The organism is Litoreibacter ponti (assembly GCF_003054285.1).
GTDB classification, from domain to species: domain Bacteria; phylum Pseudomonadota; class Alphaproteobacteria; order Rhodobacterales; family Rhodobacteraceae; genus Litoreibacter; species Litoreibacter ponti.
This window is the reverse complement of the sequence record NZ_QBKS01000002.1, coordinates 779,989-792,321: the sequence shown is the minus strand read 5'-3', so window position 1 is coordinate 792,321 and position 12,333 is coordinate 779,989. Positions and strand designations below refer to the sequence as shown.

General features: G+C 63.9%; 13 protein-coding genes. 9 read left to right on the top strand and 4 right to left on the bottom strand.

Annotated elements, in window-relative coordinates; all coding sequences use genetic code 11:
* From C8N43_RS17740 to C8N43_RS17710, 7 genes are all read left to right on the top strand, one after another.
* A complete protein-coding gene (locus C8N43_RS17740; RefSeq protein WP_107847069.1) occupies window positions 1-789 on the top strand; it encodes an enoyl-ACP reductase FabI in 789 nt (262 codons plus the stop codon).
* Complete coding sequence (locus C8N43_RS17735) at window positions 786-1,235, top strand: RDD family protein (RefSeq protein WP_107847068.1); 450 nt, start codon at window positions 786-788, stop codon at window positions 1,233-1,235. Before C8N43_RS17740 ends, C8N43_RS17735 begins: the two co-directional genes overlap by 4 nt.
* 89 nt (window positions 1,236-1,324) lie before the next feature.
* Window positions 1,325-2,107: a metalloprotease gene (locus tag C8N43_RS17730; protein WP_107847067.1), complete on the top strand. Its 783-nt coding sequence runs from the start codon at window positions 1,325-1,327 to the stop codon at window positions 2,105-2,107.
* Between the two features lie 56 nt (window positions 2,108-2,163).
* Window positions 2,164-2,850: a haloacid dehalogenase type II gene (locus C8N43_RS17725; RefSeq protein WP_107847066.1), complete on the top strand. Its 687-nt coding sequence runs from the start codon at window positions 2,164-2,166 to the stop codon at window positions 2,848-2,850.
* On the top strand, window positions 2,847-3,668 hold the full coding sequence (locus C8N43_RS17720) for an alpha/beta fold hydrolase (protein WP_107847065.1): 822 nt from the start codon (window positions 2,847-2,849) through the stop codon (window positions 3,666-3,668). The genes C8N43_RS17725 and C8N43_RS17720 overlap by 4 nt, the downstream gene beginning before the upstream one ends.
* Entirely contained in the window at window positions 3,665-4,645 is a 981-nt protein-coding gene (locus C8N43_RS17715) for a threonine ammonia-lyase (protein WP_107847064.1), read from the top strand. Before C8N43_RS17720 ends, C8N43_RS17715 begins: the two co-directional genes overlap by 4 nt.
* Window positions 4,642-5,829 (top strand): endonuclease/exonuclease/phosphatase family protein, encoded by a 1,188-nt coding sequence (locus tag C8N43_RS17710; protein WP_107847063.1) that lies wholly within the window; start codon window positions 4,642-4,644, stop codon window positions 5,827-5,829. Before C8N43_RS17715 ends, C8N43_RS17710 begins: the two co-directional genes overlap by 4 nt.
* On the opposite strand, the gene C8N43_RS17705 is transcribed toward C8N43_RS17710, so the two are convergent.
* Genes C8N43_RS17705 through pobA form a run of 3 tightly spaced genes read right to left on the bottom strand, consistent with a single transcriptional unit; the run spans window position 5,798 to window position 9,007 of the window.
* The gene (locus tag C8N43_RS17705) at window positions 5,798-7,018 is read right to left on the bottom strand and encodes a TCR/Tet family MFS transporter (RefSeq protein ID WP_107847062.1); all 1,221 of its coding nucleotides are present in this window, start codon (window positions 7,016-7,018) and stop codon (window positions 5,798-5,800) included. The two genes, C8N43_RS17710 and C8N43_RS17705, sit on opposite strands and share 32 nt — an antisense overlap.
* Before the next feature lie 49 nt (window positions 7,019-7,067).
* A complete protein-coding gene (gene pcaD / locus C8N43_RS17700; RefSeq protein ID WP_107847061.1) occupies window positions 7,068-7,853 on the bottom strand; it encodes a 3-oxoadipate enol-lactonase in 786 nt (261 codons plus the stop codon).
* The gene (gene pobA, locus C8N43_RS17695; RefSeq protein WP_107847060.1) at window positions 7,850-9,007 is read right to left on the bottom strand and encodes a 4-hydroxybenzoate 3-monooxygenase; all 1,158 of its coding nucleotides are present in this window, start codon (window positions 9,005-9,007) and stop codon (window positions 7,850-7,852) included. Before pobA ends, pcaD begins: the two co-directional genes overlap by 4 nt.
* A gap of 129 nt (window positions 9,008-9,136) precedes the next feature.
* Here pobA and C8N43_RS17690 point away from each other — a divergent pair, with 129 nt between their 5' ends.
* Together C8N43_RS17690 and C8N43_RS17685 are read left to right on the top strand one after the other, a co-directional pair.
* Window positions 9,137-10,225 (top strand): alcohol dehydrogenase catalytic domain-containing protein, encoded by a 1,089-nt coding sequence (locus C8N43_RS17690; protein WP_107847359.1) that lies wholly within the window; start codon window positions 9,137-9,139, stop codon window positions 10,223-10,225.
* Window positions 10,226-10,237: 12 nt separating this feature from the next.
* Window positions 10,238-11,467 (top strand): mandelate racemase/muconate lactonizing enzyme family protein, encoded by a 1,230-nt coding sequence (locus C8N43_RS17685; RefSeq protein WP_107847357.1) that lies wholly within the window; start codon window positions 10,238-10,240, stop codon window positions 11,465-11,467.
* Here the strand turns inward: C8N43_RS17685 and C8N43_RS17680 are convergent.
* Window positions 11,464-12,231, bottom strand: a complete 768-nt coding sequence (locus C8N43_RS17680; protein ID WP_107847059.1) for a FadR/GntR family transcriptional regulator — start codon at window positions 12,229-12,231, stop codon at window positions 11,464-11,466. The genes C8N43_RS17685 and C8N43_RS17680 overlap by 4 nt on opposite strands.
* Between the last annotated feature and the right edge of the window lie 102 nt (window positions 12,232-12,333).

Below are 12,333 nucleotides of genomic sequence, written 5' to 3'. Positions count from 1 at the left end.
ATGGCCGGATCAATGCAGGGCAAGCGCGGCCTCATTATGGGGGTCGCCAACGAGCGCTCCATCGCATGGGGCATCGCCAAGGCAATGGCGGCGGAGGGCGCGGAGCTGGCGTTTTCCTATCAGGGCGAGGCCTTCGGCAAACGAGTCGAGCCGCTGGCGGCTTCCCTCGGCTCGGACTTTCTGGTCGATGTGGACGTGACCGATGATGCCTCGCTCGATGCCTGCTTTGACGGGCTGAAGGAGAAATGGGGCACGCTCGATTTCGTCGTCCACGCCATCGCGTTCTCCGACAAGAACGAGCTGACCGGGCGCTTCATCAACACCTCGCGCGACAATTTCAAGAACTCCATGGTGATCTCGTGCTACTCGCTGATCGACGTCGCCCGCCGCGCTGCCCCGTTGATGACGGAGGGCGGCACGTTGCTGACGCTGACCTATCAGGGATCCAACCGGGTGACGCCATTCTACAACGTGATGGGCGTGGCCAAGGCCGCGCTAGAGAGCACCGTGCGCTACCTCGCAAATGATCTCGGTCCCGACGGTATCCGCGTGAACGCCATCTCGCCGGGTCCTATGAAGACACTTGCAGGGGCCGCCATCGGCGGCGCGCGGCGCACATTCCGCCAGACCGAGGCCAATGCCCCCATGCGCGCCAATGCCACGCTCGAGGCCGTGGGCGGCACCGCCGTCTATCTGGCGTCGGACGCGGGCGCCTGCACCACGGGCGAGATCATTCGCGTCGATGGCGGCTATCACGTGCTTGGCATGCCGCAGCCGGAGAACCTTTGAGCGCGGCTGCGCCGTTTCTGACCCTGCGACGGCTTGCGGCGTTCTGCGTCGATTTCTTCCCGGTGATGCTGGTCCTCGACCTGTTCCTGCCCTTGTCGGACGCGGGCGTGCTGGCGGTGGCGAGTTTCATCCTGTTGGTCGTCTCGACGGCGCTACGCGGGGCCACACCGGGTAAGCGCCTGCTGGGCTTGAGCGTTTACGGCACCGGCTGCCACGCCTGCCGCGAGCTGCGCCGCCTCTGGCCTTTGCTGGCGCTGGGCTTGTTCGCGCTGGCGCTCGAGGCCGCAGCCTTGCGCGGTGCCGTCCCGCCTTCGGGTTTCGTTCTGCTCTGCACGCTCGCGGGCATCGTCGCGATGTGGATGACCCATCTCTGGCCGCTCCTGCGCGGAGAAGACTTGGTGCATAATCGGGCCACCGGCCTGAGCGTCGGCCCCCGTCGATCTTGAATATTTTAGCCAAGATGAAGCCAATCGATGGTCCTTCTTTGGCCACGTTATGCGTGTTCTCTCGCCTCTAAGTTTGAGAGGATTTGGCGATGTTGGCGCTTCTGGCCACCTGCGTTTTGTGCGTGATGATGCTGTATACCCTGCGGGGCGGGCTGGTGTCCGACCGGGGGCTGACCGTGGTCGGCATGGATATCGAAAGCTTGGGCTTGGGCGTCTTGGCCTTCGTTGCCGCCGCTTGGTATTTCGGGCCGCTCTACGGCGTCGCCATCGTATTCTCCGTGATGATCCACGAGTTCGGTCATGTGGCCGCCTACCGCATTGCGGGCCATGACGACGCGCGCTTCCGCCTGATCCCGCTGATGGGCGGCGTGGCGATTTCTGACCGCGCCCCCGAAACGCAGGCGCATGACTTCTTCATCACGCTGATGGGTCCCGGCATCTGTTTGGCACCCATGGCGCTGGCCTACGCCCTGTCCGAGATGGTCGCGCCGTTCTCGCATCAGGCGGCGGAATTCCTGTGGATCTTCGCCATTGTCACCGGCGCGCTGAACTTCTTCAACCTGCTGCCCTTCTGGCCGCTCGACGGGGGGCGCTGCGTGCGCATCCTGACCGACACCTTCGCGCCGGGGGCCACGTCCTACGTCACCATCGCCATGAGCGCCGCCCTCGCCGCCTCCGCCGTCGCGATGCAATCCATGGCGCTGTTCTTCTTCGCCATCCTCGGCGCGCAGTCGCTGTTCTCCTGGTCGGAAGCCTGGATCCAGAAAGCGGGCCTGACGAAAGGCCAAGGTATCCTGGCGCTGTCGGCCTACCTGTTCACCGCGGGCGCCCATCTGTGGGGCGGCTATTCCATGGTCATGCGCTTCCTATAAGCGGTTGCCTTTCGCGTCCCCTGTGCCACTCTCGCGCACAAGAAGGAGGACGCCCCATGCCGATCACCACCTGCGTTTTTGATGCCTATGGCACGCTCTTCGATGTTTCTGCCGCGGCCCGGCAGGCCGCCGAAGAGCCCGGGCGCGACGCGCTGGCCGCCTGCTGGCAGAAGCTTGCAAATGACTGGCGGCTGAAGCAGCTGCAATACACGTGGCTGCGGGCGGTCACGGGCGATCATTGCGATTTCTGGGACGTCACTCAAAACGGGCTCGACTGGGCGATGGAGGCCAACGATCTCGATGATCTGGAACTGCGTGAGCGGCTCCTCGCGCTCTATTGGGAGCTGCGCGCTTACAAAGAGGTCCCCTTCATGCTGGCCCACCTGAAAGCCGCCGGGCTGAAGACCGCGATCCTGTCCAACGGCTCGCCCGACATGCTTGAGGGCGCGGTCACCTCTGCGGGCATTGGCGACACGCTCGATGCGGTGTTGTCGGTCGAAAATGTGGGCATCTTCAAGCCCGCTGCAGCCGTCTATGACATGGTCGGCACGGAATTCGGCTGCGCCAAGGACGAGGTGTTGTTCGTCTCGTCCAACGGCTGGGATGCGGGCTGCGCGACGGGCTACGGCTTCACAACCGCGTGGGTCAATCGCGCGGGCGAGCCGGTCGATCGACTGCCATGGACGCCCGCCCATATCCTGCCCGACTTAACTACGATTCCAGAATTGGCGGGTGCGCTGTGAGCACGTTCACCGCCGCCGATGGCGTCCCGATTTACTACACCGATGATGGCGCGGGGCTTCCGGTTCTCTGCCTCGCCGGACTTACCCGTAACAGCACCGATTTCGACTACATCGCGCCGCATCTGGGGGACGTGCGGATGATCCGCATGGATTATCGCGGGCGCGGCAAATCCGGCTGGTCCGCGCCCGAAACCTACACCTTGATGCAGGAGGGCGCGGATGTGCTGGCGCTGCTCGACCATCTCGGGATCGAGAAGGCCGCGATCCTCGGCACGTCGCGCGGCGGCATCATCGCCATGGGGCTCGCGGCGACGGTCAAGGAGCGCCTGTTCGGCGTCTGCCTGAACGACATTGGGCCAGAGATCGCCGCGCCGGGGCTCGATGCCATAAAGAATTACCTTGGCCGCAGACCCACGTTTCGTACCATGGAGGAGGCGACGGTAGAACGCGCCAAGCTCATGGCAGGGTTCGAAAATGTGCCCGTTGAGCGCTGGCGCGCCGAGGCTGAGAAGCATTATGTCGAGACGGATGAGGGCCTTGATATTAACTACGATCCTGGCCTGCGCGAAGGCGTGTTGGGGCAATCGGGCAATCTGAATCCGGATCTCTGGCCCTTTTTCGACGCGCTCGAAGGCCTGCCGACGGCCCTGATCCGCGGCGCAAATTCCGACCTTCTGACGGCAGAGACAGCCGCGAAAATGGCCGACCGCCGCCCCGATATGCTGGTCGCAGAGATTCCCGACCGCGGCCACGTACCATTCTTAGACGAGCCAGAAAGCGTTCTGGTGATCCGCGCCTGGATTGAGGAAATGCAGTGAATATCGACTTGATCGAAGCCGCCGCCGTGCGGCTGAAAGGCCACGCGCGGCGCACCCCGATGTTGACCTCGCCCTTCGTCGACGAGATCGCCGGGCGGCGTGTGTTTTTGAAGACCGAAGCACTGCAGCACACCGGCTCTTTCAAATTCCGCGGGGCGTGGTCCGCGCTCTCGGCGTTAACCGATAATGCGCTCAAGGCGGGGGTCATCGCGATTTCCAGCGGCAACCACGCGCAAGGGGTCGCTTTGGCCGCGCGGGAACATGGTACGAGCGCTGTGATCATCATGCCCGCCGACGCGCCGGTGATGAAGATCGAGAACACGAAGGCACTCGGCGCAGAGGTCGTGCTGTATGACCGCGAGACCGAGGACCGCGACGAGATCGGCGCGCGCCTGTCCGAAGAACGCGGCCTGACCCTCGTCAAACCGTTCGACGAGCCGCAGGTGATCGCAGGGCAGGGAAGCGTCGGGTTGGAAATCGCCGAACAGGCGGCGGAGCTCGGCGCGAACGCATCCGAAGTGCTGGTGTGTTGCGGGGGCGGGGGACTGACCTCCGGCATCGCTTTGGCGTTGGAGGCCAAAGCCCCGGAATTAACCATACGCCCGGTCGAGCCGGAAGGCTTTGATGACGTGACCCGCTCGCTTGTCAGCGGCCGGATCGAGCGCAACGCGCAGGTCTCCGGCTCGCTCTGCGACGCGATTATCACGCAGCAGCCCGGCAATATCACCTTCCCGATCTTGCACCGTCTGTGCGGCCCTGGCCTGGTCGTGCCAGAGGAAGACTGCCTTCGTGCGATGGTCGTGGCCTTCGCCCGGCTTAAAATCGTGCTCGAGCCCGGCGGCGCAATCGCGCTCGCCGCGGCGCTTTATCACGGTGACCAGATTGCGGGCGATGACGTCATCGCCGTGGCCTCCGGCGGCAATGTCGACGCGGACGTTTTCCAAATGGCGCTGGAGAAATACGGAGACGCGACATGACCGATTTCACCATAGCCAGCTTCAATGTGAAAAACCTTATCGGCCCCGAGCAGGAATACTACCGCTTCGAGAAATACACCCAAGAAGAGCACGCTTGGAAGGAAGATTGGCTTGCAGATCAGGTGTTTACGCTGAACGCTGACATCATCGGCTTCCAGGAAATCTTCGAGAAAGAGGCGCTGCAGAAGGTCATCGTCGAGGCGGACAGGCGCGGCATGGCCTCCAACGATGACGCCGTGCCAGACCGCTCCAAACGCTACGCGCGCAAGGCGATTTTCCGCAAGCTGGCCTATACCGACTACCAGCACGCCGCCTTGGCCTTCGCACCAAACCTGAGTGATGGCGCGCCCGGCCAGCGCCGTCCGGGCGTCGCAATGATCTCGCGCTTTGGCTTCAAGGGCACGCCCGAGGTGATTCAGGAAATCGACCCGGTGCTCGAAATTCCCTTCGGCACGATGGCGGGCGGGGATGGCGGGATGTTCCGGCTCGACCGCCTCTCGCGACCGATCCTCAAGGCGCGCATCCCCGTCGGTGGCCAAGTAATCACGGTGTTCAACTGCCACCTGAAATCCAAGCTCGGCGAGTTTGTCGCGCGCCCCGATGGCAGCGTGCCAGAGGTCGATCTCATTAACTACGATCCGGTGGGCCGAGCGCTGGGCTCGCTACGGTCTGCAGTGCGTCGCATGGCGGAAGCCTGGGTGCTGCGCCGCCTCGTGGTGCGCGAGATTAAGAAGGGCTATCCGGTGATCGTCATGGGCGATCTGAACGACAGCGACAGTGCCGTCAGTTCGGAAATTCTCGCCGGCGAACGCCCGTTCAAAAACTACGCATGGCTGCGGCGGCACGACGCCAAGCGCGCCAATGAGCGCTACACCGATGCCGAGGACGAATTGATCCGCGGTGCGATTGAGCAGGTTCGGCTGGAGAGCTGCGAAAAGCTTTTCGTGCGCAAATCCATGCGCGATATGGTCTACACCTCGGCCTTCGGTGGCGTGTTTGAAAGCATCGACCAGATCCTGCTCAGTCCGCATTTCGTGGGTGGCGAGGAGCAGATCGGCGAGATGAATTACTTCTCGGTGTTTAATGACCACCTGACTGACGGCTCACACCCCGAAGCGCCCTACAACAAGCTCGCGTCCGACCACGGGCAGATCATGGCGCATCTGCGGTTGTGGGACGCCTGAGCGCGCTCGCGACCGTCACCCAAGCCGTCAGCATCAGCGCCATCGCCAGCAAGTAAGCCGCGCCGGGCAGGAAAATCGGAGCATCCGACGCGGTGAAGATCGAGAACACTTTGGTAAACATCAACGGCGCGAAGATCATGCCAAGTGCGTTGATCGACGACATCACCCCTTGCAGCTCGCCTTGCTGGTTGTCCGGCGCTTCGCCCGACATGATGCCCTGCAACGCGGGTGCGACGACCGCGCCAAACGCCGCCATCGGCGTCAGCGCCAGCAGCAGCCAACCGTTGGAGATGAAAGCCATCATGCACAAGGTTCCGGCGTTATAGACAAGGCCCCAAACCACCGTGCGCCGCTCGCCCAGTCGCGCGATCACCCAGCGGATCAGCACCGCCTGGGTCACCGCGATCGAGATGCCGTAGATCGCCAGCGACGCGCCGATCATGCCCGGCGACCAGTTGAAGTTTGCCGCCGTGTAGTAGGCCCAGATCGCCGGATAGACCATGTTTGCGACCTGGTAGAAAAAGTAAACGGCCAGCAGCGCGCCAAGGCCCGGAAGCTTCGCAATAGCCTCCAACCCGCCCACCGGGTTCGCGCGGGACAGATCGAAGGGGCGGCGGTTCTCGGGCTTCAAGGTTTCGGGCAAGATGAGGTAGCCGAACAGGAAATTCGCCGCCGCCAGTGCCCCCGCCGCCCAGAACGGCGCGCGCGGGCCAAGCTCTGCCAGCAATCCGCCGATCACCGGGCCCAGCACGAACCCTACCCCGAATGCTGCGCCGATCAGCCCGAAATTCTGCGCCTTCTTCTCGCGCGGGGAGATGTCGGCCATGAAGGCCGACGCGGTCGCCTGGGTCGCCGCGGTGATGCCGCCGATCACCCGGCCCAGCAGCAGCAGCCACATCGTGCCCGCGAGCGCCATGATCACATAATCCAGCGCCATCACCCCGTTGGAGGTCAGCAAGACTGAGCGCCGTCCGAACCGGTCCGACAGCGCCCCGATGGTGGGCGAGAACAGAAACTGCATCAGCGCGAAGGTCGCCGACAGGATGCCGCCCCACAGCGCCGCGCCAGAGATATCCGTCTGCCCCACGTCGCGGATCAGATCCGGCATCACGGGCAGGATCAGGCCAATGCCCATGGCATCGATCACGACCGTGATCAGGATGAATGTGATGGGCAGGTTCGACTTCATCCGCCCACTCTTGAAGCCGCGCGGCCTTCAAGGCAAGCGTTACACGGGGTCAGATGTGCCCGATATCGCTCAAGAATTGTGACACGTGATCCGCGAAGGCCTCGGGTTGTTCGACGCAGGGCAGGTGGCCCGCGCGGCGGATCAGCTCGAACCGCGAGCCCTTGATCAACTCATGCGTCTCGCGCACCAGATCGGGGGGTGAGGCCCCGTCATCGGAGCCCGCAATCACCAGCGTCGGCAGGGTCAGCGCCGCGGTCTGCGTATAGAAGTCGGTGCCCGCGATCGCGGCACATGCGCCCAGATAGCCGTCCTGTGGCGTGTCGGTGAGCATCTTGCGCCACTCCGCCAGCTCCGGCGTCGCGCGGAAGGCGCGGGAAAACCACCGCTCCATCACCGCATCGGCCATGGACTCGAGCCCGCCCGTCCGGATCGCATCCATGCGGTCCTGCCACAGCTGCGCCGTGCCCATCTTCGGCGCCGTGTTCGACAGCACCAGCGCTCGGATCTGATCGAGCCGTTTGGTCGCGAGCCCTTGCGCGATCATCCCGCCAATGGACAGGCCCACGAAGACGCAATCGCGGACATGCAGATGGTCCAGAAGCATCTCCGCATCGCGGATCAGCGACCCCATGGAATAGGGCGGCTCCGGCACGTCCGAGCCGCCATGCCCGCGCATGTCATAGCGGATCAGCCGCAGGTTGGACGGCAGGCGGGGGATGATCTTGTCCCACAGCTCCAGCGACGTGCCCAGCGAGTTGGAAAACAACACCGGCTGGCCGGAGGGGTTGCCATCCTCACGCACGTTCAGCGAGATATGGCCAAGGTCGATCTTCAATAGGGTAGTCCCACGTAGTTCTCCGCCAGCTCCGTCTGGGCCGCGGTCGAGTGTTCCAGATAGCTCAATTCCGCCTCTTGGATACGCTGATCAAACGCGGTTTGATCGGGGAAGCGGTGCAGCTTGGTTGTCATCCACCACGAGAACCGCACGGCCTTCCAGACCCGCGCCAACGCGCGCTCGGAATAACAGTCCAGCCCATGGTCATCGCCCTGATAGTGCTGCGTCAGCCCCTCGAACAAGTAATGCACATCCGACACGGCCAAGTTCAGCCCCTTCGCCCCTGTCGGCGGCACGATATGGGCGGCATCGCCCACCAGAAACAGCCGCCCCCACCGCATTGGCTCCGCCACGTAAGAGCGCAGCGGGGCAATGGATTTCTCGATGCTGGGGCCAGTGACCAACGTGTCGGCGGCGTCCTCTGGGATGCGGCGTTTCAGCTCGTCCCAGAAAGCGGCATCGCTCCACTTCTCCAGCGGGTCATCGACCAGGGCTTGAATGTAGTAGCGGCTGAGCGCCGCGTTGCGCATCGAACACAGCGCAAAGCCGCGGGCGTGGTTGGCGTAGATCAGCTCGTCGGACACGGGGGGCGTCTCGGACAAAACGCCGAGCCAGCCAAAGGGGTAAACCCGCTCGAACTCCTGCAACACGTGCGTCGGGATCGCCTTGCGCGAGACGCCGTGGAAGCCGTCACAGCCCGCCACGAAGTCGCAATCAATGCGGTGCTCGGTGCCATCCTTCGTGTAGGTCACGAAAGGCGCATCGGTGTCGAGCCCGCCCGGCGTGACGCCGTCCACCTCGTGGATCACCGCGTCACCATGGGCATCATACAGATCGCGCGTCACTTCGGTCTGGCCGTAAACCATGACCTTCTTGCCAATGAGCGCATCGAAATCGATGCGAAAGCCGCGATTCTGCGCGGCAAGGTAAGTGCCGGTGTGAACGAAACCCTCGCTCTGCATCCGTGCGCCGAGATTGGCGTGCTTCAGCATCTCAACCGTGCCCCATTCCAGTACACCTGCGCGGATGCGCGACAGCACGTAGGCGCGCGTGCGCCGCTCCAGCACAACGCTGTCGATACCCGCCAGACGCAGCAAGCGGGACAGCAGCATGCCCGATGGGCCGCCGCCGATGATGGCAACCTGAGTGCGCATTCGCCCCTCCCTGTTACCGGGCAGCTTGGAGGAATTTGATTGGCACTGTCAATCAAATTGAAAATCGCGCTTGCGAAGGCCGTGTTTGGCGTCGAGGGTCAGCGAAGTTTGAACGACAGGACGACCGCCATGACGACAATACGAGCCGCAGTTTGCCACAGCTTTGGCGCGCCCCTGAGTGTGGAGGAGGTCGAGCTGCGCGCGCCGATTGCGGGCGAGGTCGAGGTCACGCTAGAGGCCTGCGCAATCTGCTTTTCGGATATTTCATATCTTGATGGCGGCTGGGGTGGCAATCTGCCCGCAGTCTACGGACACGAGGCGTCGGGGCGGATCACCGCATTGGGGGACGGCGTGACCGGTTATGCGGTTGGCGACGCGGTGCTCGTCACCCTGATCCGGTCCTGCGCCGCTTGCGCGCCGTGTGCGTCGGGCGTGCCCACGCAATGCGCGACCCCCTATGACAAAATGGCCGGGCCGCTCACCACTGCCACGGGCGGCGCGTTGGAACACGGGCTGGCCTGCGGGGCCTTTGCCGAACGCGCGGTGGTCGACCAAAGCCAGATTGCGCGCATCCCCGATGACATGGCGATGGACGCGGCGTGCCTTCTGTCATGCGGCGTGATCACGGGGGTGGGCGCTGCGGTGAACACGGCGAATGTCCGTCCGGGCCAAACCGTGGTCGTCATCGGCGCGGGCGGGGTCGGGTTGAATGCCATTCAGGGCGCGGCCATCGCGGGGGCCGCACGCATCATCGCGGTCGATATGGTGCCAGAGAAGCTCGATGTCGCGCGCGAATTCGGCGCAACGGACGGGGTTCTCGCGACTGACGAAGCACCATGGGCGCGCGTCGCCGAGATCACCAATGGCCGCATGGCCGATGCCGTCCTCGTGACCGTGGGCGCGATCCCCGCGTTCGAGGCCGCGCCGCGCTATCTGGCGGCAAGTGGCAACATGTATATTGTGGGTCTGCCGCATTCGGGCGATATGGCGCGCTACGAGCCCGTGATCCTCGGGGCGCTGGGGCAGGGGATGAAGGGCTCGAAGATGGGGGACGTCGTCTTGCGGCGCGACATTCCATGGATGGTGGATCTGTACCAGCAGGGCCGCCTGAAGCTCGACGAGTTGGTCTCCGGCCGTTGGTCTCTCGACCAGATCAACGAGGCCATCGCCGATACCCGATCCGGTGCCGCCCGACGCAATGTCATCGTGTTCAAATAGGGCCCCGACATGCTGAAGCTTCAGGACCTCGACATCATCGTTACCTCACCCCCGGCCCCCGGCTGGGGCGGGCAATATTGGATCTTCGTCAAGGTCACGACTGCCTGCGGCATCACCGGCGTGGGGGAGGTCTATGCCTCCGCCGTCGGCCCCGACGCTATGCGCGCGGTGATCGAGGATGTGTTCACCCGGCATATGGCGGGTGAGAGCGCCGAGAACGTCGAATGGATGTTCCGCCGCGCCTATTCATCCGGCTTCACGCAGCGCCCCGATCCCACAGTGATGGGCGCGTTCTCGGGGCTGGAGATCGCCTGTTGGGACATTCTTGGCAAGGCGCGGGAGCGCCCCGTTTGGGCCTTGCTCGGCGGCATGATGAACCCGCGCGTGCGCGCCTACACCTATCTCTACCCGCTGCCGCATCATGATCTGACGGATTTCTGGACCTCGCCCGAGATGGCCGCGGAAGCCGCCATTGATGCGGTGGATCGCGGCTATACGGCCGTCAAGTTCGATCCGGCTGGCCCCTACACGATCCACGCTGGTCACCAACCTGCAATGTTCGACCTGTCCCTGTCGGTCGCCTTTTGCAAGGCCATCCGCGAGGCGGTCGGCGACCGCGCCGACCTGCTCTTTGGCACCCACGGGCAGTTCAACACCGCAGGCGCGATCCGCATGGGCCGCGCGATCGAGCCTTACCAGCCGCTCTGGTTCGAAGAGCCGCTGCCGCCCGACAACGCGCTCGAATTTGCCGAGGTCGCCCGCGCCGTCGCCATCCCGATCTCTGCGGGTGAACGCCTGACGACCAAGGCCGAGTTTGCCACGCTCCTGCGCACCGGCGGCGTCAAAATCCTGCAGCCCGCCTTGGGCCGCGCTGGCGGCATCTGGGAGATGAAGAAGCTGGCCGCGCTGGCAGAGGTTTTCAACGCGGAAATGGCCCCGCACCTTTATGCCGGGCCCGTCGAGTGGGCCGCCAACATCCATCTCGGCGCGTCCCTGCCGAACCTGTTGATGTGCGAGACGATCGAGACTGACTTCCACCGCGACCTGATCGGCGGCGCCATCGCGGTCGAGAACGGTTTCATCACGCCGCCGCAGACCCCGGGCCTCGGGATAGAGCTGAACGAGGATCTGGCGCGCGCCAATCCGTGGACGGGGCAGGGGCTGCATCTGCAGATGCAAGAAGAGCCCTGCGATTACCAGAACGGCAATTCCTTTGCCGGGGGCGCGCCGCTGAAGACCTAGCGGGAGTTTTCGTATTCCAGCCTTTGTTTGGCGATCGCTTCATTGCGTGACGCCTTCTGGCTGTCTGACAAACTGTCCTCGACGTAAGTGAGATGCGCCTCGACCGCAGCGCGGGCGCCCGCTTCGTCGCGGGCCTGCAGCGCCTCATTGATGGCGCGGTGCTGGTCCAGAAGCGTGTCGCGGGTGGTGCGCTGCTTGAACATCATCTGGCGGTTGTAGAACACGCCTTCGCGCAGCATCTGGAACATCGCGCGCATCATGTGCAGCATGATGACATTATGGCTGGCCTCGATGATGGCCAGATGGAATTCGGCATCGAGCTGCGCCTCTTCCGCCGGGTTTCGTTTGGTGTGGGCCGCTTCCATTTTGCGGAAGATCGTGTCGACCACCGTCAAGTCCGTGTCTGAGCCCATACGCGCGGCGCGTGCCGCTGCCAGCCCTTCGAGATCGCGGCGAAAGGAGATGTAGTCGAACACCGCCTCGTCGTGGTCGGCAAACAGTTGCACCAGTGCGTCGGAGAAGGCCGCGCCCACGACCTCCGCCACGTATATGCCCGCGCCTGCCTTGGTCGCCAGCAATCCACGCTCTTGCAGATGGGCTACCGCTTCGCGCAGTGACGGGCGCGACACGCCCATTTTTTCGGCCATTTCGCGCTCCGACGGAAGGCGCTCGCCGGGCTTGAGGATGCCGCGCAGGATCAAAAGCTCGATCTGGCGGACCACGGCTGTGGACAGCTTCTCCGCCTCGATTTTCTGAAATGGCATCGCAAACCTCCCGAATTGGTCAATTTATATGACCAGAACCCCAGTGAAACAACAAAAAACGGCCCCCGCGCGCGCAGGGGCCGTTGATGCAGCTTTGGGGCT

Excerpts from the sequence above, each read along its gene's own strand:
- C8N43_RS17740 (WP_107847069.1), top strand. The coding sequence starts at position 1 with ATGGCCGGATCAATGCAGGGCAAGCGCGGCCTCATTATGGGGGTCGCC.
- C8N43_RS17730 (WP_107847067.1), top strand. The coding sequence starts at position 1,325 with ATGTTGGCGCTTCTGGCCACCTGCGTTTTGTGCGTGATGATGCTGTAT.
- C8N43_RS17725 (WP_107847066.1), top strand. The coding sequence starts at position 2,164 with ATGCCGATCACCACCTGCGTTTTTGATGCCTATGGCACGCTCTTCGAT.
- C8N43_RS17710 (WP_107847063.1), top strand. The coding sequence starts at position 4,642 with ATGACCGATTTCACCATAGCCAGCTTCAATGTGAAAAACCTTATCGGC.
- C8N43_RS17705 (WP_107847062.1), bottom strand. The coding sequence starts at position 7,018 with ATGAAGTCGAACCTGCCCATCACATTCATCCTGATCACGGTCGTGATC.
- pobA (WP_107847060.1), bottom strand. The coding sequence starts at position 9,007 with ATGCGCACTCAGGTTGCCATCATCGGCGGCGGCCCATCGGGCATGCTG.
- C8N43_RS17690 (WP_107847359.1), top strand. The coding sequence starts at position 9,137 with ATGACGACAATACGAGCCGCAGTTTGCCACAGCTTTGGCGCGCCCCTG.
- C8N43_RS17680 (WP_107847059.1), bottom strand. The coding sequence starts at position 12,231 with ATGCCATTTCAGAAAATCGAGGCGGAGAAGCTGTCCACAGCCGTGGTC.